Source organism: Cohnella faecalis (assembly GCF_003570905.1).
GTDB classification, from domain to species: domain Bacteria; phylum Bacillota; class Bacilli; order Paenibacillales; family Paenibacillaceae; genus Cohnella; species Cohnella faecalis.
Genome location: NZ_QXJM01000037.1, coordinates 246146 through 267989 on the forward strand (window position 1 = coordinate 246146; position 21844 = coordinate 267989).

Below are 21844 nucleotides of genomic sequence, written 5' to 3' on the forward strand. Positions count from 1 at the left end.
CAAAGAAGCAGGGACGAAATTCCGATCGAATTAATCGATATTAAGATTGAAATCATTAATACAGGTACATTTTGGGGAGGGAGCGGTCACATATGGAAAATAGAACGTTTACGCTTGACGAAGCGAACGCCTTGCTGCCAAGGTTGAAGGAGGACTTGGGAAACGTACAGGCGCTTATGGCGGAGCTTCGAACCCGATACGTCAAATTGCAAAAAAGGAAAGCTCTGCATAAGCAGATGTCGATAGGCACGGAGGAGGATCCCTTTTTCGAAGAAGAGGGCAAGCTCGATTTCATGAGAGCCGAGGCGGAGCTCCTGCTGGAGAACTTCAAACGAAACGGCGTTCTGTTGAAATCGATAGAGCCCGGTTTGATCGATTTCCCCGCCGTCCTGGATGGCAAAGACGTGCTGATCTGCTGGATGGAAGGGGAAGAGAGCATTACCCATTACCATGGGTGGCACGACGGATTTGCGGGTCGAAAGTCTTTGTCGGATCGCGAGGAGTGAATAACCCTTTATTCTCATCGCAATTGTAGTGTATAATAGCGGTGCTGCAATCGACCAGAAGACTGGAGATCTGTTTCCTTAGGGGCGGGTCTCTTTTGTTATTTATCCAAATACTTGGAGGCTGACGGAAATGAGCTATGTGAAGGACTATACGAACGGGCATTTGTTAGCGGATGTGAACGAGGTCGAGCGCTATTCGCTTAAAGAGGGCGCTATTATTATCGACGCGAGAACGAAGGGCTTCGAAGACGGGCATATTCCGGGAGCCGTATCGCTACCGTCGGCGCTAACCAAGTCGAAGGACGGCATCGGCATCGTTCCGGCCGATTTGTTTACCGAGCTCGCGCAGTCTGCCGGCATTAACGCCAATACGACAGTGATCGTCTATGACGAAGGAGATTCGGTCCAAGCGACCCGTCTTTTTTATGCGCTTGAATATTACGGACATGCGGACAAGGTAAAGGTGTTGAACGGCGGCCTCGCCATATGGCTGCGAGCCGGCAAACCGTTGTCGGTCGAAGAAACCTGGCAAGCCCGGGGGAATTTCTCGGCAACTCCGCATCCGGAGCGCTTCACCGGGAAGAATCAATTGCAGCGGGAATTGAACGATACCAGCATCGTTGCGCTGGATACCCGAGCTATCGACGAGTACCGGGGAGACAATCTGCGCAACAATGCCAGAGGCGGCCATATTCCGGGAGCCGTACATTTGGAATGGAAGGATGCCGTCGATCGCACGGTTCCGGAAGCTCCGATTTTCAAGAGCGGCGCGGTACTGACGGAGCAATTCGAGAGCGCCGGCGTCTTGAAGGAGAAGACAGTCGTGCCTTATTGCCAATCGAACGGCAGGGGCGCTCATACTTATTTCGCGCTTCGGCTGCTCGGTTATCCGAACGTGCGGCCATACGAAGGCTCCTGGGCGGAGTGGGGGAATTCGGAGGATACGGAAATCTCTCTTCCTTGAGAATGTCTCCATCGCCCAGTCTTTCTGCGGTCGCTTTCCAACTGAATCGGTCGAGAACGGCGCCTTAAGATTGCATGGGCGGGAGCGGATTTTTTCTTCATGATATATTAGGCGGCCTTTCCTTAGGGAGAGGTCGCTTTTTCAGGTTTGAAGAACCATTGATATCCACTTAATAAATGAGTAATAAACGGTTAATCGATCTTTTATTTTTTCGCTATACCATAGTGGAAGAACCGATAAGATACGAAAGTGGAGGAGGATTTCGATTGAAAGATCAGAGATCGATCGCTATGAATGAAACAGCAACGGTTATGCCGCTAGTTCGGCAAATGTTGAACAAAGTGCCGGAAGTTACGATCTTTTTCTGGATTATCAAGATTATGGCTACTACGGTAGGGGAGACAGCCGCAGATTTTCTTACTTTTAACTTGAACTGGGGACTGACCTGCACAACCTTGCTTGTGGCTGGACTCTTGTGCGTTTCTCTCGTCATCCAATTTAGAGCGAAGAAGTACGTGCCTTGGATTTATTGGCTCACAGTCTTGTTGATTAGCGTCATCGGTACGCTCATTACCGATAACCTCGTCGATAACTTCGGAGTACCTCTCGTAACGACCACCGTCATTTTTGCGATTGCGCTGCTGGCGACTTTTACGGTTTGGTACGCAAGCGAGAAAACGCTGTCCATTCACTCCATCTACACATCCAAGCGGGAATCCTATTACTGGTTAGCCATCTTGTTTACCTTTGCCTTGGGGACTTCCGCAGGAGATTTATTATCCGAGGCTCTGGATCTGGGCTATTGGCTGTCGGCGTTGCTATTCGCGGTGCTGATCGGGATCGTGACGGTCGCTTACTACCGGTTTAAGCTGAATTCGGTTTTAGCCTTTTGGATAGCTTATATTTTGACGCGTCCGCTCGGCGCTTCTATTGGCGACTATCTCTCTCAGCCTAGCGATGAACGCGGCCTGGGACTTGGGACGACGGGAATCAGCGTCATTTTTCTCCTCACGATTTTGGGTCTTGTTATTTACCTGACGGTAACGAGAAGAGACGAAGTCAATCCGTTGAAGTGAAACGAACAGCGACCTTTTCACTAAAGAGAGGTCGCTGTTCGGTTACTTGGATCGTGGAAGAAATGCAAGGCTAAGCTTATTTGTTAATTTCCTGTAAAGCCGGATGAAGAGCATAGGCGCGGCATCCATTCGTCTGTTCATTTTAGCGATCGCGAAGCAAGTTATGAGGGACAGGACCATCGCTCCCAGAATGTCGGCAGGATAATGGACCCCGACATATACCCTCGCTACTCCTGTCAATAAGGCCAGCAGAAATAGATGAGCTCCCAGCAGGCGGCGATTCGCGAACCAGACGCCGAAAGCGAGAGAGAATGCCAGCGTTGCGTGATCGCTTGGGAAGGAGGGGTCCGGCGCGTGCGGGATTAATTGATGGACGGTATGCCCGACGAACGGCCGAGGATGATTGATTCCGGGTGACAGGAGGAAGCTAGCCACGATCAACGCGACGGCAGCCGACAATCCCGAATAGAATACGAGCTTCTGATTAGCGGTTTTCCCGGAGAGCCATAGCAATGCCATCACGGCCAGCATGATCCATACGATGTCCTGGGCGCAAAACTCCATAAAGTCGTCAATCCAGTCATATCGGCCCGCCAAATCGTTGAGCAATCGAAACAGGTTTACATTCACAGTCGTGTTCTCCTTTATTTTTTAACCTACTATAACTCTCGTTTCTTAACGATTTATTAAGCGGCTCATTTCGCGGCGACGGCCGCTCTGCGGAATGCGATTGAGATTGTGACAAGCAAGTAAAAAGCGCATACTGGAGAAAGTTAGGGGAGGACTCCTTGGAACGTCAAAATTAACCGAAGCGGGGAATCGGGTTCATGTCTATCCGTTTCAAATTAATACTATCTTATGCGGCCATGCTCGTCGTGCCGTTGCTCCTTCTCGTCATGACGACTTTGCTGCTTGTCGTCGTTTATCGAGGCCATTTTCCGAATTTGGCCAACTTCTACGAGACGAAAGTGGAAGGCTTCGAGCAGTCGGATTACAACCGGCTGCTCAATCATACGATAGCCGGAAATCCCGAGCTTCTCTCCAACCCCGAATATTTGGAGGGGTTATCGAGCGAAATGAAAACGAAGGACGCGTTTCTCGTCATCCGGATGGAAGGCCGCACCGTCTATGCATCCGAAGGAATCCGCAGCCGAACGGACGTTCTGTCGAGCCTTCCGGCTTTTTCGCATGAATCGTTCCGGAACGTTATAGCGGCTAAGTCTTACGGGAATGAGCTGTTCTCGATTTTGCAATACGATCTGATGTCAAAAAAACGCGAGCCTGTCAGCTTGTTCATATTGATGGAGGTCGATCCGGTCGTTCTCTTTGCGAGGCAATCCTTTCCGATTTTGCTCGTCAGCTTTCTGGTCATTCTCGTGCTGACGCATGCCGTGCTCACTTACTTCATGTCCAAGAACATCATCCGTCCTCTTGGCGAATTGCGAAAGGCGGCAGGACAAATCAAGGAAGGAAACCTGGACTACCGAGTCCAAGTGCAGGGAAAGGACGAGATCGGCCAGCTTGGGATAGCGTTCGAAGAAATGCGGGGAAGGCTTCAGCATTCGGTCGAGCTGCAGCAGCAATATGAGGAGAACCGAAAAGAGCTCGTAGCGAACATCTCCCATGACTTAAAAACGCCGATTACCGCCATTAGAGGGTACGTGGACGGTATCCTGGAGGGCGTTGCGGATTCGCCGGAAAAAACGGAAGCCTATATGAGGACGATTTCGGCGAAAGCGGCGGAGATGGATCATTTGATCGAGGAATTATTTTTATACTCCAAATTGGATCTGAACCGGGTTCCGTTCTTCTTCGAGTCCGTCTCCTTTCGGGCCTTTCTGGAAGATTGGGCGGAGGAGCTGCATTTCGAGCTGGAAAAAAGAGGCGTTCAGCTCGCTGTCGAGCTGGAGCTCGATAACGACGTTATCGCGTCGGTCGACAGGGATTCCTTCCGGCGCGTTCTGGTCAACGTCATTCAGAACAGCTTGAAATACATGGACAAGCCTAGCAAGAGAATCGTCTTGCGCTCTTATTGCCGGGGAGATGCCGTTGTCCTTGAAATCGCGGATAACGGTCCCGGAATAAGCGAGCAGGCGCTGCCTCATATTTTCGACCGATTTTTTCGGGCCGAACAGTCCCGCAATGCCGAAACCGGCGGAAGCGGTCTCGGTCTGGCCATTGCGAAGCAAATCATGGAAGGGCACGGCGGAGACATTGTCGCCGAAAGCTTGGAAGGCGAATGGACGCGCCTTATTCTATCGCTGCCGATTCAGAAAGGAGGGCATTCCGGCCGTGAGAAAAACGATACTGATCGTGGAAGACGAGCCTAGCATCGCCAAACTGCAGAGAGACTACTTGGAAGCCAGCGGTTTTCGGACCGAAATCGCTCCTAACGGAGAGCTGGGGCTGGAGAGGGGGTTGTCCGGCAAATTCGATATGATCGTTCTGGATCTGATGCTGCCCAGGATGAACGGCTTCGAGGTATGCAGGCAGATTAGGGACAATCTCGACGTTCCGATTCTGATGGTTACCGCGAGGCGGGAAGACATCGACATGATCCGCGGACTTGGGCTGGGCGCGGACGATTATATAACGAAGCCGTTTAAGCCTGCGGAATTGGTGGCGCGGGTGAAGGCGCATCTATCGCGTTACGAACGGTTGAAAGGGCTAAGCGGCTTGACTAACGAAGTGGAAGTCCGTGAAATCCGGATGGATCCCGATTCGCGCAGAGTGTTCGTCCGGGACGCGGAGGTTACTCTGACGACCAAGGAATTCGAATTGCTGCATTTTCTCGCGATTCATCCGAACCGGGTATTCAGCAAAGACCAATTGTTCGAAAGAATATGGGAATCGACGCGATGGGCGACACTCAGACGGTAACCGTCCATGTCCGCAAGCTGAGGGAGAAAATCGAAGCGGATGCCGCCAATCCCGTCTATATCGAAACCGTATGGGGAGCCGGTTATCGCTTCCGTGTTTGAAACGCGGAGAAGGAGTCTCTCCACGTTCCGGAAAGACTCCTTGGGCTTGTCCGATCTATTGGACGCGGCGGGCGGTCGTATAGTGGGAGCTCCACCAGCCCGAATTCAAATCGGTAATCGTTACGCCGGGCTTGCCGAACGTGTGCAGAAGCTTGCCGTTCCCCAGGTAGATGGCGACATGGTGAATCGGAGAGTAGAAGAATACCAGATCTCCAGGCCGAAGCTGATTTCGTGGAACGTACGTGCCCACTTTGGATTGCTGCTTCGAGGAGCGAGGCAAGTGGATTCCATTCCGAGCAAAAACATATTGCGTGAAGGAAGAGCAGTCGAACCGGCTCGTATTCCCGGTTTTTGCTCCGAATTTATAGGGAACGCCGAGATACTGCTTGCCCGTCTGAATAATGCCCGAAGCTTGGGATGCTGTGGCCGCCGCGGCATGAGAAGGAGCATAACCAACCGTCGTTATCGTTCCGCCGGCCATAATCGCTAGACCGAGCGCGATACCGGCCATCGTTTTTCCGTAACGTTTATTCATGTTGTGTGCCTCCTGGTTGCGACTTGTAGTGTGTTCTTCCGTAGTGGCTTGGAACACCTGCCCACACTATAGCACGGCAAATTCCGCCTACGATTTACCAATGGACGGCTTAAGTCCCGGCTGGTTGCCCTTTCGAACGTCTTTCTGAGAAAAAGATGAAAACTCTTTCATTTTCGAGCATGGACAAGCTATCCTCGAGCAGTTAGAATAGCAAGTTTGTTATGAAAAATCCGCATTAAACCGCCATTTTCTCATCAAATTCTAATGAGGCTCTCAAGTCTTTCCCATCGTTCGGAAGGTATAGTAAAGGACGTAAGCAGGAAGCAACCCTATCAAGGAGGAGTTTAGGAATGATGAAGAGAAAATGGCTTTTGGCTTTTGCGCTGTTCGCGGTAGTCGCCAGCGCAGGCGGAGCCGCTTATGCGGCAACTCATACGACGAATGCCGGAACGACTGAAACGACTGGAGCGGGCGCCGTTCAATCGCAGGAGAAATCCGACGGAGACGGCGAGACAGCCGATGACCAAGAGAAATCCGATGGCGACGGAGAGGTAGCTGACGATCAAGAGAAGTCCGACGGAGACGGCGAAGTTGCGGACGACCAAGAGGATAACGGAGCTGCCGACGATCAGGAAGATAACGAGGCGGACGGCGAAACGGCCGACGAATAAGGTTGAGGAGGGACAGGCACCTTACTATAGTAAGCGGGCCTGTCCGTTCGTTTTTAAACGATTAATGAAAGGAAAAAAACATGCGACGATTGCTTTTGGTCGAAGACGAGCCGAATTTCGCGAGGTTCGTCCAAATGGAGCTGGAGCATGAAGGATTCGACGTTACGGTGAGCCATGACGGACGCGAAGGCTTGCAGCTTGCGACAGAGCGCGAATGGGACCTCATTCTTATCGATCTGATGCTTCCGGGAATTAACGGAATCGAAATATGCCGAAGGCTCCGCAGTCAACATAACAAAACGCCGATTATTATGCTGACGGCGAGAGATACCGTTATGGACCGCGTGGCGGGATTGGACAGCGGCGCAGACGATTACATTCCGAAGCCGTTCGCGATCGAAGAATTATTGGCTCGAATGCGAGCGTTATTTCGAAGATTGGATGACGACGAGACGGAGCAGGAGGGTTCGGTCGTTTTTCTGGATTTGACGGTAGATGTTCCTTCCCGAACGGTCACCCGGCAAGGTAAGACGATAGAGCTGACCAAGCGTGAATTCGACTTATTGCTTGCGCTTCTTCACCATAGGAATACCGTCATGAGCCGCGAGAGGCTGCTCAACGAGGTTTGGGGCTACGAAGCGGGAGTCGAGACCAACGTGGTCGATGTCTATGTCCGATATGTGCGGCAAAAGCTGGACGGTCCTGATAAAGAGCGATATATCCAAACGGTTCGCGGTATCGGGTACATGATGAAGACATGAACTTACTGAACGAAGGGGCTTGATTTCCGTTGCCCGTCAAATATAAACTGGCATCCTTGTCTTGCGGCTTGATCTTGCTCTTGTTCATCGGCTACAGTCTCATTCAGTATCAACTCGTGTATCGGTTCATGATGGAATCGGAAAAAGACAACTTTCGAAAAACCGCGAACGAAGTAGCAGGTTATTTTTCCGAGCAGGAGAGAGAAAATAACCAGGAGGAATGGGAGGAGAATAAGCGATTTCTCGAACGGCTTGTCCGGGATAACCAGCTTTTCCGTCTGCTTGACGAGAACGGAAAACCGCTGGTCGTTATCGCTCGCGGAATACCCGGCGAATGGGTTCCATCCGGTACGACGGACAAGGAAGCGATCGTAAGCTTTCATCATGGCGAGGATCATCTATTGCTCATTCGAAGTCCGGTTCGTACGGACGGTTTTCGCGGAACGATGGAATTGGCCGGTAATATGGAATCGTTAGATGTCTTGAAGGATAGGCTGAACCGGCTTATGTGGGTTTGCGGTATCGCAGGGATCATTATTAGCGCTGCTGGCGGACTGTTCATTGCCCGGCAAGTCATCGTTCCGGTCAAGCGGCTAACGGAAACGATGGGCAGCATCAAAAAGGACGGGCTTCACGAACGGGTTTCCTATTCGAACAATAACGATGAATTGTCGCGGCTTTCGACCATGTTTAACGGAATGATGGATGAATTGGAAAATTCGTTTCTGGGGCAACGCAGGCTGGTTGAGGACGCCTCCCATGAATTTCGAACGCCAATCGCTATCATTGAGGGTCATTTGAAGCTATTGAAACGATGGGGAAAGTCTAATCCGGCCGTTATGGACGAATCGCTTGACGCGGCGTTGCAGGAAACGGCCCGGCTTAAGTCGCTCGCCAACCAGATGCTTGAATTGACGCGGGCGGAGTCCGGAGTGAGACGAGAGTGTGGCAGCGCGATTGACGCATCGGAAATATTGGAGGACTTGGTAAAGGACTATGTCATGCTGTATCCGCAGAGGGAGTTCCACACTGAGCTCGCTCCAGGGTTAAGCGTCTCCATCGATGCTAACCATCTCAAACAGATCGTTATCATAATGACGGATAATGCCGTTCGTTATTCGGCGGATTCCAAGCCCGTATCGTTACGGGCTTTCTCCGATGCGGGCAGGGCGATAATCGAGATCGAAGACCAGGGGCAGGGTATTCCCGAAGATGAGCTGCCTCTCGTGTTCGAACGCTTCTACCGAGTCGATAGGGATCGAAACCGCAAAAAAGGCGGCAGCGGGCTAGGACTGTCTATCGCGAAGAGCTTGACGGAAGCTTATGACGGAACGATCGGAATTCGCAGCAGGAGCGGAATCGGCACCGTCATTACGATTTCTTTGCCTCTGGCCGGCTGCGATGATGGTCTGAAAATCGATTCTGGCGGGTGAAGCGATGAACTTTTTGCACAATGCGATGAACCATTACGGCTATTGGGTTCTAGGGCTTGGCCTCATGCTGGAAGTGTTGGCTCTTCCTCTTCCGGGAGAATTTCTGATGAGCTATGCCGGACTTCTCGTCTTTGAGGGGAAATTGAACTGGTTCGCGAGCATGCTGGCCGCAGGAGCGGGCAGTTCGTTGGGAGTGACGGCGGCTTATTGGATCGGCTACGCCGCAGGACGCCCCTTTTTCGAGAAGGTTGGCTCGAGAATCCATCTCGGTCCGGATAAGCTGGATAAAGCTTCCGTCTGGTTCGACAAGTACGGGAACAAAGTATTGCTGATCGCATACTACATTCCCGGTATCCGCCACTTCACAGGATACTTCGCCGGGGTGACCAGACTGCCGTTTCGCACGTTTGCGTTATATGCTTATACGGGCGCTTTTATTTGGACGGGACTTTTCATAACGTTAGGAAAAATACTCGGTCCTCAATGGGACCATTTTCACCATTCGATTCGCAAATATTTAATTTTCGCCGGTATTTTGGGCGCGATCTTATTGCTTGCTTATTACACGATCAAGAATAGGAAAGTGCGTGTCAAGCAAGCGGTGCTTCGCTTTATCGCTAACGGATCGTCTGCATTCCGTACCGTTCGAAAAGCCGAATGGGCAATCGCTATAGCTTGTCTCGTATTGGTCGCAGCCGTTACCTGGGCTGTCGTAATCATCCAGGATTTTTTGGCGCATGAGTTTTCCGACTTCGACCAAATCGCTCCTCTTGTCATTCACGCCGTATTCGATGAAAGCTGGAAGTCTTTGTTCAGCGGTACGATGCAGGCGGCCTCACCGATTATTCTCGCACCTATCGTTGTTCTGTCATTGATAGCCGTGTGGAAGCTCCGTGGGAAACGCCTGGAGGAAGCTGCCCTCTATTCGTTCGGTATCTTCGGAGGCATAATCTGGGAGTATGGACTTCGGCATTTGTTTGCCGGGACGGGACCGGAGCTCTCGGCTTACTCCTTTCCTTGCGAACCGGTATCGTTAATTATGGTCGTATTCGGCTTGTCCGCTTATTACGTCGGACGTTCCGTCCGCAGAAGGAGGATTCAAATTTCGTTAGGGGGCGTTGCCGTCATAGCGAGCTTATTCGCCGGAGTTGCCTGTATCTATTTGAACCGCTATGACGCTAGCGACGTAACCGCCGCTTTTGCCTTCACTGGAGTATGGTTGAGCTCAAATGTCGTACTGGTCGAGTTATTCCGCATGTTGCGCAAGACGCAAAAGCAAACCCGCCCATCCGATTCCGGATAGGCGGGTTTGCTCCTTCAAAGGAAAGTATAGGTGCTGAATCGCAATCGATTGCGCATGCTTGCCCAGACGTCGGGGCTATCGCCTCCCATGTACCAATAGGCGAACCCGGCTATGTTTTTCACTAAACCCAATTCCATTTTCCGCGACAAGGAGCGTCCGTCCTCGAGCCATATACGGTGTTGGACGCCAAGGCTCCAATAGGAAGCGGAATATTGGGCGAGACGTTCGTTCCAGTCGGGCTTCAGATGCAGAGCTCGAACTTGATCGTTCTGGCGGATCAAGCTCCATTCGGTCGACATCGTGGCGGCTGCGCCTGCATACCAGTCTCTCGTGTACAGCGGCATCGCCAAAATGACTTTGTTCGCCGGCACCTTATCGAGCAATGCGTCCAAGCCGGAGCGAAGCCAAGGAAGGGAGGACACCGATCCGGCTTCTGCATCGCCTTCCCAATGCTCGTCGTAGCCCATGAGCACGATATAATCGGCGTCGTTTCCGAGTGCGGCATAGTCGAATGCATCCGTCCAATCGGTGCCGAGATCAGGCGAGACGTTGACCGACAGCTTCGCCGGGATAGCGCGCAGCGCAGCGGCCAGCTCGGAGACGAAGAGAGTCATGCCGTTCCGATCTTGCGGGCTTACGTTCTCGAAGTCGATATTCAGTCCGTCCAAACCGTATTTTCGAACGGCATCGGCCAAAGCTTGAATGAAAATTTTCCGTTGTGTCGCATCGGAAATCGTCTTGCCGGTGAGAGATGGATCCGAATGATTGCCGACCATCGCCCACACTTTTTTGCCTTGGGCGTGCGCCCATGCAACGAGCGGCGCATCCGCGCTATCTTCAAGTGTGCCGGCTTGCCCGAGGAAAAACCACCGCGGAGATAATGTGTTCACATTCGACTGGGCGACTTGCCGCTCGAATTGAACGGTTGTTTGCCCGTATTGCCACCCTAATTGGATGGAAGCGGCAGGCGCAGCCTGAAATTGCGCGGACCACGCGTTCCGTTGCAGCACCTTGTCCAGAAGAGCGGCGGCTTCTTGCTTCGTCATGGAGTCCTCCGGGCGGAACGTGCCGCCGTCGCCATTCATGACGTTAAGCTTTTGCAGTTGACGAACGGATGGAAGCGCCCACGAAGCAATTCGGTCGGAGTCCATATATGTCTTGTCATTCGACGACGAGGCAGCCGCCAAGCTTTGCTTCAATGCTCGTACGAGAAAGACGGCGGCTTCCTGTCTGCTAACCTTCTTATCTGGCTGGAATAAAGATGGAGATGTGCCTGTCGCCAGTCCCAGCTCTACAGCTGACTGAACCCACGGATAATGCCAGACGGTATTCGGAACGTCAGCAAAAGCCGGAATCGCGCCGTTTACCGGCTCGATAGCGAACAGACGGTCGAGCATCGAGACCCATTCGGCTCGCGTGACCGATTTGCGCGGCTCGAATTTACCCGAGCCGTTGCCCGATACGATTCCTAACGTGCTTAAATGTACAATCGCACCCTTGGCGTAGCTGTCGGCAATATCGTTAAAGGGCAATTTCGATTCTGCGGCGGCTGCGAGTTGAACTGGGGTTGCGACAGTGGCTAAACATAGGAGAAACGCTGCTGTCGGTACATAGAGGGAACGAAAGAAGCTCATTTTTTACTATCAACTCGTTTCTTGATCTGGAGAGAGCAGGATATACTCTATCCTAATCAACTTACGGACGCGCACCAATCCCAAAATACTGGTAATTCCACCGATGCGCGCTGGAACGCCCGATTCGCCGAAAGAATGGTACCTCATCCCACCGATGCGCGCTGAAACGCCCGATTCGCCGAAAGAATGGTACCTCATCCCGCCGATGCGCGCTGGAACGCCCGATTCGCCGAAAGAATGGTACCTCATCCCACCGATGCGCGCCGGAACGCTCGATTCGCCGAAAGAATGGTACCTCATCCCACCGATGCGCGCCGAAACGCCCGATTCGTCGAAAGAATGGTACCTCATCCCACCGATGCGCGCTGGAACGTCCGATTCGCCGAAAGAATGGTACCTCATCCCACCGATGCGCGCTGGAACGCCCGATTCGCCGAAAGAATGGTACCTCATCCCACAGATGCGCGCCGAAACGCCCGATTCGTCGAAAGAATGGTACCTCATCCCACCGATGCGCGCTGGAACGTCCGATTCGCCGAAAGAATGGTACCTCATCCCACCGATGCGCGCTGGAACGCCCGATTCGCCGAAAGAATGGTACCTCGTCCCACCGATGCGCGCTGGAACGCCCGATTCGTCGAAAGAATGGTACCTCATCCCACAGATGCGCGCTGGAACGCCCGATTCGCCGAAAGAATGGTACCTCATCCCACCGATGCGCGCTGGAACGCCCGATTCGTCGAAAGAATGGTACCTCATCCCACCGATGCGCGCCGGAACGACCGATTCGTCGAAAGAATGGTACCTCGTCCCACCGATGCGCGCTGGAACGACCGATTCGTCGAAAGAATGGTATCTCGTCCCACCGATGCGCGCTGGAACGCCCGATTCGTCGAAAGAATGGTACCTCGTCCCACCGATGCGCGCTGGAACGCCCGATTCGTCGAAAGAATGGTACCTCATCCCACCGATGCGCGCTGGAACGCCCGATTCGCCGAAAGAATGGTACCTCGTCCCACCGATGCGAGCGAACACACACTGTCCAGCCGAAAGAACAGAACCGGAGCTCGTCCCGATGCCGAGCATTCAAGAGAGCGGAATGCGCAGTAACAGCAAAGAGGGCCATCCCCTTGGTCTATTCAGACCTTGGAGATAGCCCTTACGGCGATTCTTATTGCCTTTGTCCTCCGTACATTACCGGTTGGACTTGCTGAGCGGGCGCCGTCATCTCCGCGTATGTTTTTTGGCACATCATATTGGAGATGCGCGGAATATTGACGGTTTCACCGGCGGCCAATTGATTCGGATTGGCCAGGTGCGGGTTCGCTTCCTCTAAGATGGGATGAGGAATGTTATAGCGATGACCGACGCTGGCTAACGTTTCTCCATGCGTCGCTTGGTGCTGGGCAAACAGCGTGTCGTCCGATTGTCCGTCCCGGAAGAACGGGAAGAAGAACGGAGAGAAGAAAAAGCTCGGAAACAGAAAACGGTTTGGAAAAAAAGGGTGGGGAACGGTCGAAAGAATGGGCGACCGAAACCTCCCCCGAAACCTCCCCCGAAACCTCCGCCGGGAAAAAACGCGCGATCCATAAGATACCCTCCAGGAAAAATAGTCATTTGTCTCTATAGGGTATCGCATTACGCTTGTTTGGGTTCCAGTAGGAACGGGGCGGAGGAGAAATTTTTCTTTGCTGCCCAGGCTGCCCTTCCCGGCTTACTTGCGAATGTAATAGCCGATGAATTCCTTCGTTTCAAGCGAAAATGCGGCGGTCAGAGGGCCGAGGAGAGCGTCTTGATCCGTATGGTAAGTAACGGTGACAAGCTTCGCATTCGCCGCTTTAAGCTCCTCAAGTTTTTTCTTCTGCGCATCGTCGGAAGGGAAAACTCCCGATTCTTTCGCGCTAACGACGTCGACGACGGCATCGTTGCGCGCGGTCGTCAGATGGGTCTTCTGGTCGTCCGACAATTGGTTCCAAGCCAGATCGCGGAATTGCTGGGCTTCCGCCGGAGCTATCTGCTGTCCGTTATCCGGAGCAAGGAGTACCAAGTAATAGAGCGGACTAATCGGAGGAATGCTTTTCGTCATGATCGGACCGTAATAGGCGCGTACGCGGTCTCCCGCCTTCAAGTCTTCGAAAGCGACGGACTGGCCTTCCGCCGTCAGCACGCTCGTTTCCTTACCCGCGTTCAAGATCAAAGTCGGCACCGCTGCGCCGTCCTTGCTTTCGCCGAACTGCACTTGCCAGCCGTCATCCGTATGCTTGACGGATTGAATGACGTCTTCCTTGATCAGCCTTTCGGCGCCAATCGAAAGTTTGGCGGCATGGGATTGACCCGGGTAGCTAAGAGCGACGACCGGTCCGAACTCGGCGGTCGCCTGCATTCCCGGCTTCAAATCCTTCGCTGCGACAGCTTTGCCTTCAGCATCCGTAAGAGCTGTCTTGTCGTCGACGTACAGAATGATCCAATTGGAATCGCCTCTGCCGAGCAGCTCGATTCGGTACTGGCCGTTATCGACAGGCTGTGCGGTAACGATGACGCCGTTCATTCTCATATAGTCCGCCGCCTCTTCCTTCGAACGTTCCGTAAGGTCGATCTCCTTATTGGCGCCGTCGAATTGCAGCTCGTAGCCGAGTGCCGCAGCGGCGCTGCGGACGGGCAAATAAGCTTGTCCGTTAATGAAGACGGGGGTGAGGCTCGTCTTCTCGCCGTTGACGGATATTTGATAGTCTTTTCTCACAAGTCCGCTTACTTTCTCCAGTATGCCCGACGCGCCGACAGATGCCGTTGTCGCGATAACTCCGGCTACGGTAGCGATCAGGATTGCTTTTTTCTTGTTCATTTCATAATCTCCCTTCGGCTGCATGGCGGTGTAGGTTGCTTCATGCATTCGTTGTCAGAGACGCATTCGTCAGCGGAAAGGTTGCGGACGTCCAGGAAATATTTACTTTAGAGCCGCATAGGGCGAGGGACGAAGTTCTCGTGCGGTTCACGGATCATAGACTAAAAGGACGGGCAGATTGCCCGTTAAGCGGCGTCATTCGGGAGGGTGCTATGAGAACGATTCAATTGCGGATCACCGGCATGACTTGCGCAGCCTGCTCAGCCCGTATCGAGAAATCGCTATCCCGTATGGATGGCGTAGCTCGCGCCGCCGTCAGCTTGGCGACGACAAAGGCGATTGTGGATATCGAATCCGGCGGCCAATCCTCGGCCCAATCTGTAATTGCGAGAATAGAGAAGCTCGGCTACGGCGCGCGTATCGATGCCGTCGATGAAACAGCCCCGTTCCAACGCGAAAAGGCCGAGCTCCGCAAACGATTTTTCCTATCACTGCTTCTGTCCATACCGCTGTTTTGGGGAATGATGGCCCATTTCGCGGAACCGATGAGCCTATACGTTCCGCACGCAATAACGTTGCCGTTCGTTCAGCTTGTTGTCGGGACCGTCTTGCAGTTCTATGTAGGCTTCCCTTTTTATTACGGAGCTTATCAGGCGCTCAAACAAAGAACGGCCAATATGGATACGCTGGTCGCCATCAGCACTTCAGCCGCTTATTTATACAGTCATTATCTCGTCTTCCGGGACGACGGGAGCCATGAGCACCACTTTTTGTATTTTGATACGATTGCGATGGTTTTGACGGCCATCCTGCTGGGCAAGTGGCTGGAAGCGATAGCGAAAGGAAAAGCGTTGCGATCGTTGTCGGCGCTTAAGGAGCTGCAGACGGACAATGCGAGAGTCGTGCTGCCCGACGGCAGCACGGCATGGGTGCCGGCCGCCCGATTGAAAAAAGGCGATCGGTTGTCCGTTGCGGACAGCGAGTGGATTGCGACGGACGGAATAGTCCTCGAAGGCTTGGCCGAAATCGATGAAGCTCTCTTAACCGGGGAGTATCGAACGATTTTCAAACGAGCGGGTGATCGGGTTCACGCGGGACGCGGCTGGCCGTTGGCCGCTTGATCGTGGAAGCTTCGTCCGATATTGCCTCCACGCGATTGTCCCGCATCGTCGCGACGGTGGAGGAAGCCCAGAGTACGAAGCCGGCGGTACAACGAGCCGTCGATCGAATCGCTTTCGTATTCGTTCCGGTTATGCTTGGAATTGCCGTTATCACCTTTATCGCTTGGTTCTATGCGCCGTCATCCGATCCCGACGACGCGTTCCGGAATGCGATGGCTGTGCTGCTGGTCGCCTGTCCGTGCGCGTTAGGACTGGCGACGCCGGTATCGTTATTAATCGGCTCAAGCTTATCGGCAAGAGCGGGCATCCTCGTGAAGGAAGGGCGCTTCATGGAATCGCTCCCCCTTATGAATACGTTCTTGTTTGACAAGACCGGTACGCTTACCGAAGGAAAACCAGCGCTCGTCGGCAGCCGTTTCGTTGACGGCCAGCGGCATAAGGGACTTCGGCTGGCCGCATCGCTTGAACAATATTCCGAGCATCCATTGGCGAAAGCGGTCGCGAGCGAGGCGAAGGCTCGAAGCCTGCTGTTATCCGAAGCTATCGATTTTCGCGAGTACCCCGGTCAAGGAGTGACGGGAATGGTGGACGGCAAGCGGATGAGAATCGGAAACGAGAAGTGGCTGACGGCACATGGAATCGCGATTTCCGACCTTTTTGAGCGGCAGACTGACATTCAAGGAGCGTCCATCCTGCATGTAGCGTTGGAAGAGCGATGGATAGGAGCTCTATTTTTTCAAGATCGAACGAAGCAGGACGCAAAATCGACTATCCGGCAGCTCGAACGAACGGGCGAAATTTGGATGCTGACGGGAGACGGAGAGCAGGCGGCAAAAAAAGCAGCGGCGGAAGTCGGCATCGAACGCGTGAGAGCGGGCATGCTTCCGGAGCAAAAGCTGCAGATGGTGAGGGAGCTTCAAGCTGCCGGCCGCAAAGTCGTCATGGTCGGTGACGGCATTAACGACACGGCCGCCCTCGCGGCATCGGACATCGGATTCGCGATGGCAGGGGGCAACGAGGCGGCGATGCAGGCAGGCGACATCGTTCTCGTCGGAAGCCGGCTGTCGGCTGTAGCCGATGCGATCGCCATTTCGCGCCGGACGATGCGGAACATTCGCCAGAACCTAAGCTTCGCTCTCGTCTATAATGCGATCATGATCCCTCTGGCAGCGTTTGGGCTGCTCGATCCCAGGGCAGCCTGCGTATTCATGGCGTTCAGCTCCGTCCTAGTCGTCGGCAATGCCTTGCGTCTGAAACGACCAGATACTCGTATTGAAAAGAAGAAATTAACGACATGATGGCGGATTCGTTAACGATTGCCGTCGTCGCAGGGCTTACGGGTGCGCCGCACTGTATAATCATGTGCGGGGGAATCGGCTCATCCATCGCACTCGAAGCACGCAAGAGCGCCATGCTTTCCGTACTCGCCTACCATGCGGGGCGAATCGTCACTTATTCCGTTTCCGGCGCCGTCATGGGAAGCATCGGCTCTTTTATTAACGCAGCCGGAAAGCTGGTCGGCCTTCAATCCATTGCCAGCATCGTTGGAGGAGCGTTCATCCTGCTGTGGGCGTTTCGAAAATATGCGATACCGCTCCCGGCGCGGAAAACGAAGGGATCGCGCATCACTCACGAAATCGCGGGACGGATTAGAGCTCCTTTCGAGCTGCTGTCGGTCTTCTTGACAGGACTCATGCTTGGGCTGCTGCCTTGCGGGCTAACGTATTCGATGCAGATGAGGGCTGCTGCTGCCGGCTCTTGGATCGAAGGCATGGCAACATTGTTGGTGTTTGGCCTCGCAACGGTGCCTGTATTGTTAGCGGTAGCATTAACTGCGAACCGCATGGGACGCCGCTGGCGAAGGGGATTGAGAGCCGCCGGATTTTACGTGGCTGTGATCATGGGGCTGCTGTCGATTCTCAAGGGCTTCAGCGTGAACGGATGGATTCCTTCTATCCATCCGTGGTTATGGTGACAGAATCTATCCAATATGGAACGGGTGCTCTATGCGAAGACTGTCCGACCCGCCTGTACGCTCGCGACCGCCGTCCAATTCCCCTTCATGACGGGAATGCCGACGGCGACATAGGTTCCCGGCGAAGTTTCCGTCATCCGCGTGGGAATGACGCCGCAGAACATACCGGCATGGTCAGGCTGACGTCGACGACGGCGCCGCTGACCGATTGTCCGTTTTCGTCCGTTATCGTATAAGTGAATTTTTGCTCCTTCATCGCCTTTGGGTTATTCGCGGCATCTGTGAGCACGACGGCTTTTAGCTTTCCGTTGTCGGAGATGGTTGCAGCGGGAAAGCTCTTCGATCCATCGCTCATCAGGTAGCTTGCAGCGGATAGAAGCAGCAGGGTGATCGGAATTATCGTTAAGAAGCGGCGGTGCTTCATGCGCAGCCCTCCCATTGGAATCGGGGTATCGTGAGAGTATATGCGGCCGGACTTATCCTTCATACGCCAAAAACAGGGCCTCTCCGCTAAGGGAGAAGCCCTGTTTTTATGCTATGGCCTTTGCGCGTATGGCGGATACCCAGTTGCGATTTGACCCGGGAAGCCGGATAGTGCTGCGTCTGCGTCTTTGGCATGGCCGCTGAAGCTTGATTTTTGGCGCAGTCGTTGGGAGGGCCGAGATAGGTTGTAGTTTGAATGGGAGCCAGCGCTTCTTTTACTTTTTTCTCGTCAAGGCAATAGGAGTAGGCAAGCACGCTTGCGGGTGTCAGCCGCAAAATATCGGAACCGAAGATCGTTTCGGGAACCGGGGCGTCGAATATGGCGAGCAGCTGCGTATTGTCCGTCGTCGCAATCTCATAATGCCACCACCCTGCGGAACGTTGGCTACTTGTCCGGGTTTTATCGGAAAGTTGAGCAGTTCTTTGGTGAACGGATTGAGCAAGGAAACGACGGCGGCGCCCGAGACGGCATAGACAAGCTCCGTTGCGTTCTGATGGTAATGAGGCTCCACGATTCCGCCCGAGCTTAAGTAGATATCCAGCAGAGAGGTATTTCCAAGCGTATTCAATTGATACACGGAAAGCTCGTTGATATAGTTCTGAGCGTTTTTTTTGAAAAACGGGTTTTGGCTCAAATCGTAAGTGAATTGTGTCGACGGAGAAGTGTAATTCATATAGGAAACGGCCATTCGTAATCCCCTGCCCTTCGCTGCGATCTGCAACCATCCTATGCGTTCGCCCAGGGAAGGGTGAAAGGGTGGACAACGACAGCTAGGGGAAGTACATTAAAAAAGGATCAAGCGTCGTTTACGAGAAACGTGCATTTTCCGTCAGTCTATGTTTGGACACGAGCAGCCCCATCATGGCGAAGCCCGCGATACCGCCGCCGATATGGGCCCAAATATTGATGTTCGGCAATACGACCGAGTAGATCAGTCCGAAAATCAGCGTCGTATATACCGTCTTGCGCGATCCCTCATCCAAAGCCGATTTGCGGAATATCGCAAGGAACAAATACGCGCCGAATAGGCCGTAGATCGCTCCCGAAGCTCCCACGGAGGCATGTACGGAGCCTGCTTGTACGATGGCGCTCAAAGCATTGCCTGCTATGCCGGCCGCCAAGTAAAAGGCGAAATAACGGAAGTGGCCCAACAGTCTTTCGAGCGGCGGGGCAAATACCAGCGTTGAGAAGCAGTTGAACAAAAGATGGTCCCAGCCGCCATGCAAAAAGATGGAAGTGACATATCTCCAAGGCTCGCTTAATCCGTATGGATTATAACCCGGCTCCTGAAAAAACATTCCCCATATCGTAATTCTATTGTCAAGAAACAGCTCGTCGATGGAGAACAAGATCAAATTGATCGCGAGAATGATCGATGTGACCGGGTAAAATCGGATATAGCTGCGAAAATTTTCATTGCGTAAAAATAACATGGCATACCCTCCAGTAATTGATAATGCGTCGAATCGATATACAGGATATGATACTCTTTTTTCTAGAATAGTTGTACCACCCAGGGGGAATCACTTCACGTGCATAAGAAAGAGGAAGCTGTCGACCAAGAGACCTTCAGCAAGGCGGGAACGCTCAAAGATTTGTTGTTCGTATCGGTGAAGCTGGGTCTTACATCTTTCGGCGGCCGATCGCTCATCTTGGCTACTTTCACTTGGAATATATACGCCGCCGCCAATGGATGGATGAACGGAGCTACGCCGATTTGGTCGCCTTGTGCCAATTGCTGCCCGGTCCGGCCAGCAGCCAGATCGGCATCGGCATCGGAATCGTTCGCGCAGGCTTGCTAGGCGGCTTGGTTGCTTGGCTCGGCTTTACGCTGCCTTCGGTCATTGCGATGGCCTTATTCGCTTTCATTCTTCAAGGCTCGGATATCGGCATCGGAACCGGGTGGATTCACGGTCTTAAAATCGTGGCTGTAGCCATTGTCGCCCAAGCCGTTATTATCATGGGACAAAAGCTTGCTCCCGACCGTAAGCGGGCGACAGTCGCTTTGGCCGCAACGATTGTTACCCTCATGTGGCAGACGGCGCTAAGTCAGGCGCTTCTCATTGTCGCAGCGGGCATTGCAGGAACTATTCTATACAGAAGGACGCTTTCGCCTGAACCGCCGCGCCTGACTGTTCATGTAAGCCGAGGCTTTGCTGCGGCGTGCTTGTCTCTCTTTGCCGCGCTGTTAATCGTTCTGCCGCTTATTCGACAGGGGACTTCTATGAACGAATTGGCGTTGTTCGACAGCTTTTATCGGGCAGGCTCTCTTGTATTTGGCGGAGGCCATGTCGTGCTTCCGCTGCTCGAACGGGAAGTCGTTCCAACCGGGTGGATCGGCAAGGAGGATTTTTTGGCCGGGTACGGCGCAGCACAGGCGGTGCCTGGACCGCTGTTTACTTTCGCAAGTTATTTGGGAGCGATGATTAGCGGAGTCAAGGGAGTCTTGATCGCAACGACTTCCATTTTTCTTCCTGCTTTTCTGCTAGTTGCTGGTGCGCTGCCTTTTTGGAATGCGTTGCGGCGCAACGCCGTAGCGCAAGGTGCGCTGATCGGAATCAACGCAGCGGTAGTAGGCATCTTACTGGCGGCTTTGTATAACCCGTTATGGACGACGTCGATCCAAACTTCCGGCGAATTCATTCTTGCTTCGGTTCTGTTTTTGATGCTCGTTTTTTGGAAGCTTCCGCCCTGGACGGCTGTCATTGCAGGCGCTGCAGGAGGAATGCTGCTTGATCTATTCTAAAAAGATAACAACTTCGCCGTTCCCTTCATATGTTGATTAGGCAAACATCGATATTGCGAGGTGAAGGGACTTTGTATCCTTATGTTTGGCAAGCAGCCGCGCCGTATTATTATGTCGCCTACCCGATGTCGTTTCCATGCGATTCACGGATATTCGGCAGGTCGTCGAAAGGATGCATTAGCCAGGCCGAATCGGATCTGCGCAACGAGTTTCGAATGCTGTGGGAAGAGCACGTCGCATGGACCCGCATGCTCATCATCAGCATTGCATCTGATTTGAAGGACGAAGCGTTGGTTACGCAGCGGCTTCTCCGGAACGCGCCGGATATGGCTGCGGTATTCAGGCGGTATTACGGCGATCAGGTCGCGTCGCGCTTTAACGATCTGATGACCCAGCATCTTGTCATAGCGGATCAACTGGTCAAAGCGGCTAAAGCCGGCGATACGGCGGCCACCGCGGATGCGGAGAAAAGATGGTACGCCAACGCGGACGAAATTGCGGTATTTTTGAGCGGCATCAACCCGTACTGGCCAAAAAACGATGTCGCGAAAATGATGCACGAGCATTTGCGGTTGACCAAGTCGGAAGCCGTTAACCGGCTTAATCAAAACTTCGCCGCCGATATTTCGGATTATGACAAAATCGAGCAGCAAGCATTGATGATGGCGGATGTTTTCACTGACGGTATAGTCAAGCAGTTTCCAAATCAATTCCAATAAAAACGACGAGCGGGATGACCGCTAGTCGTTTTTTTATTGTACGAATTTGACAGCGTTCACAAATAAATACGAACTTGAACATTTCATTATGTT

17 protein-coding genes and 4 pseudogenes are annotated in these 21844 nt (G+C 53.1%); 14 read left to right on the forward strand and 7 right to left on the reverse strand.

The genetic code is table 11. The annotated features are described in order from the left end of the window. Positions 1–92: 92 nt before the first annotated feature. From D3H35_RS12440 to D3H35_RS12450, 3 genes are all read left to right on the forward strand, one after another. Positions 93–506, forward strand: a complete 414-nt coding sequence (locus D3H35_RS12440) for a DUF2203 domain-containing protein (RefSeq protein WP_119149666.1) — start codon at positions 93–95, stop codon at positions 504–506. Positions 507–636: 130 nt separating this feature from the next. After that, positions 637–1470 (forward strand): sulfurtransferase, encoded by an 834-nt coding sequence (locus tag D3H35_RS12445; protein WP_119149667.1) that lies wholly within the window; start codon positions 637–639, stop codon positions 1468–1470. A 290-nt stretch (positions 1471–1760) separates the two neighbouring features. Beyond that, positions 1761–2546 (forward strand): COG4705 family protein, encoded by a 786-nt coding sequence (locus D3H35_RS12450; protein ID WP_233567908.1) that lies wholly within the window; start codon positions 1761–1763, stop codon positions 2544–2546. A 42-nt stretch (positions 2547–2588) separates the two neighbouring features. Here D3H35_RS12450 and D3H35_RS12455 read toward each other — a convergent pair whose 3' ends face one another. Continuing rightward, positions 2589–3176: an undecaprenyl-diphosphatase gene (locus tag D3H35_RS12455; RefSeq protein ID WP_119149669.1), complete on the reverse strand. Its 588-nt coding sequence runs from the start codon at positions 3174–3176 to the stop codon at positions 2589–2591. Between the two features lie 197 nt (positions 3177–3373). Between D3H35_RS12455 and D3H35_RS12460 the strand changes: the two genes are divergently transcribed. Both D3H35_RS12460 and D3H35_RS12465 read left to right on the forward strand, forming a co-directional pair. Next, a complete protein-coding gene (locus D3H35_RS12460; RefSeq protein ID WP_119149670.1) occupies positions 3374–4876 on the forward strand; it encodes a sensor histidine kinase in 1503 nt (500 codons plus the stop codon). After that, positions 4860–5527: pseudogene (locus tag D3H35_RS12465) on the forward strand (response regulator transcription factor). Before D3H35_RS12460 ends, D3H35_RS12465 begins: the two are co-directional and overlap by 17 nt. 55 nt (positions 5528–5582) lie before the next feature. Here the strand turns inward: D3H35_RS12465 and D3H35_RS12470 are convergent. Then, entirely contained in the window at positions 5583–6062 is a 480-nt protein-coding gene (locus D3H35_RS12470) for a C40 family peptidase (RefSeq protein ID WP_119149671.1), read from the reverse strand. A 350-nt stretch (positions 6063–6412) separates the two neighbouring features. On the opposite strand from D3H35_RS12470, the gene D3H35_RS12475 reads away from it, so the two are divergent. The 4 genes from D3H35_RS12475 to D3H35_RS12490 all read left to right on the forward strand — a co-directional run bounded on the left by D3H35_RS12475 (position 6413) and on the right by D3H35_RS12490 (position 10230). Then, entirely contained in the window at positions 6413–6733 is a 321-nt protein-coding gene (locus D3H35_RS12475) for a hypothetical protein (protein WP_119149672.1), read from the forward strand. Positions 6734–6813: 80 nt separating this feature from the next. After that, positions 6814–7494, forward strand: coding sequence for a response regulator transcription factor (locus D3H35_RS12480; protein WP_119149673.1), 681 nt, complete (start codon positions 6814–6816; stop codon positions 7492–7494). Between the two features lie 29 nt (positions 7495–7523). Beyond that, on the forward strand, positions 7524–8927 hold the full coding sequence (locus D3H35_RS12485) for a HAMP domain-containing sensor histidine kinase (protein ID WP_119149674.1): 1404 nt from the start codon (positions 7524–7526) through the stop codon (positions 8925–8927). 4 nt (positions 8928–8931) lie between these two features. Further along, positions 8932–10230, forward strand: coding sequence for a VTT domain-containing protein (locus D3H35_RS12490; RefSeq protein WP_119149675.1), 1299 nt, complete (start codon positions 8932–8934; stop codon positions 10228–10230). Between the two features lie 14 nt (positions 10231–10244). Here the strand turns inward: D3H35_RS12490 and D3H35_RS12495 are convergent, their stop codons facing one another. Then, positions 10245–11762: an S-layer homology domain-containing protein gene (locus D3H35_RS12495; RefSeq protein ID WP_233567900.1), complete on the reverse strand. Its 1518-nt coding sequence runs from the start codon at positions 11760–11762 to the stop codon at positions 10245–10247. A 205-nt stretch (positions 11763–11967) separates the two neighbouring features. Here D3H35_RS12495 and D3H35_RS30355 point away from each other — a divergent pair, with 205 nt between their 5' ends. Continuing rightward, complete coding sequence (locus D3H35_RS30355; protein ID WP_147355824.1) at positions 11968–13020, forward strand: hypothetical protein; 1053 nt, start codon at positions 11968–11970, stop codon at positions 13018–13020. A gap of 558 nt (positions 13021–13578) precedes the next feature. Here D3H35_RS30355 and D3H35_RS12510 read toward each other — a convergent pair. Then, positions 13579–14706, reverse strand: a complete 1128-nt coding sequence (locus tag D3H35_RS12510; RefSeq protein WP_147355825.1) for a stalk domain-containing protein — start codon at positions 14704–14706, stop codon at positions 13579–13581. Positions 14707–14948: 242 nt separating this feature from the next. Here D3H35_RS12510 and D3H35_RS12515 point away from each other — a divergent pair. Further along, positions 14949–17125: pseudogene (locus D3H35_RS12515) on the forward strand (heavy metal translocating P-type ATPase). Continuing rightward, positions 17122–17802: a sulfite exporter TauE/SafE family protein gene (locus D3H35_RS12520; RefSeq protein ID WP_119149679.1), complete on the forward strand. Its 681-nt coding sequence runs from the start codon at positions 17122–17124 to the stop codon at positions 17800–17802. The pseudogene D3H35_RS12515 and the gene D3H35_RS12520 overlap by 4 nt, the downstream one beginning before the upstream one ends. A gap of 133 nt (positions 17803–17935) precedes the next feature. Here D3H35_RS12520 and D3H35_RS12525 read toward each other — a convergent pair whose 3' ends face one another. The 3 genes and pseudogenes from D3H35_RS12525 to D3H35_RS12535 all read right to left on the reverse strand — a co-directional run bounded on the left by D3H35_RS12525 (position 17936) and on the right by D3H35_RS12535 (position 19719). After that, positions 17936–18226 (reverse strand): hypothetical protein, encoded by a 291-nt coding sequence (locus D3H35_RS12525; RefSeq protein ID WP_119149680.1) that lies wholly within the window; start codon positions 18224–18226, stop codon positions 17936–17938. Positions 18227–18312: 86 nt separating this feature from the next. Further along, positions 18313–18974 (reverse strand): annotated as a pseudogene (locus D3H35_RS12530) (cupin domain-containing protein). Positions 18975–19092: 118 nt separating this feature from the next. Continuing rightward, positions 19093–19719: a rhomboid family intramembrane serine protease gene (locus tag D3H35_RS12535; protein ID WP_119149681.1), complete on the reverse strand. Its 627-nt coding sequence runs from the start codon at positions 19717–19719 to the stop codon at positions 19093–19095. A gap of 99 nt (positions 19720–19818) precedes the next feature. Between D3H35_RS12535 and chrA the strand changes: the two are divergent. Together chrA and D3H35_RS12545 are read left to right on the forward strand one after the other, a co-directional pair. Further along, a pseudogene (gene chrA / locus D3H35_RS12540) lies at positions 19819–21032 on the forward strand (chromate efflux transporter). Positions 21033–21103: 71 nt separating this feature from the next. After that, on the forward strand, positions 21104–21751 hold the full coding sequence (locus D3H35_RS12545) for a LysM peptidoglycan-binding domain-containing protein (RefSeq protein WP_233567901.1): 648 nt from the start codon (positions 21104–21106) through the stop codon (positions 21749–21751). The last annotated feature ends 93 nt before the right edge of the window (positions 21752–21844 follow it).

Coding starts and splice junctions, on each gene's coding strand:
- D3H35_RS12440 (WP_119149666.1), top strand. CDS start 93: ATGGAAAATAGAACGTTTACGCTTGACGAAGCGAACGCCTTGCTGCCA.
- D3H35_RS12445 (WP_119149667.1), top strand. CDS start 637: ATGAGCTATGTGAAGGACTATACGAACGGGCATTTGTTAGCGGATGTG.
- D3H35_RS12450 (WP_233567908.1), top strand. CDS start 1,761: ATGAATGAAACAGCAACGGTTATGCCGCTAGTTCGGCAAATGTTGAAC.
- D3H35_RS12460 (WP_119149670.1), top strand. CDS start 3,374: ATGTCTATCCGTTTCAAATTAATACTATCTTATGCGGCCATGCTCGTC.
- D3H35_RS12470 (WP_119149671.1), bottom strand. CDS start 6,062: ATGAATAAACGTTACGGAAAAACGATGGCCGGTATCGCGCTCGGTCTA.
- D3H35_RS12475 (WP_119149672.1), top strand. CDS start 6,413: ATGATGAAGAGAAAATGGCTTTTGGCTTTTGCGCTGTTCGCGGTAGTC.
- D3H35_RS12480 (WP_119149673.1), top strand. CDS start 6,814: ATGCGACGATTGCTTTTGGTCGAAGACGAGCCGAATTTCGCGAGGTTC.
- D3H35_RS12490 (WP_119149675.1), top strand. CDS start 8,932: ATGAACTTTTTGCACAATGCGATGAACCATTACGGCTATTGGGTTCTA.
- D3H35_RS30355 (WP_147355824.1), top strand. CDS start 11,968: ATGCGCGCTGGAACGCCCGATTCGCCGAAAGAATGGTACCTCATCCCA.
- D3H35_RS12510 (WP_147355825.1), bottom strand. CDS start 14,706: ATGAACAAGAAAAAAGCAATCCTGATCGCTACCGTAGCCGGAGTTATC.
- D3H35_RS12520 (WP_119149679.1), top strand. CDS start 17,122: ATGATGGCGGATTCGTTAACGATTGCCGTCGTCGCAGGGCTTACGGGT.
- D3H35_RS12525 (WP_119149680.1), bottom strand. CDS start 18,226: ATGAAGCACCGCCGCTTCTTAACGATAATTCCGATCACCCTGCTGCTT.
- D3H35_RS12535 (WP_119149681.1), bottom strand. CDS start 19,719: ATGTTATTTTTACGCAATGAAAATTTTCGCAGCTATATCCGATTTTAC.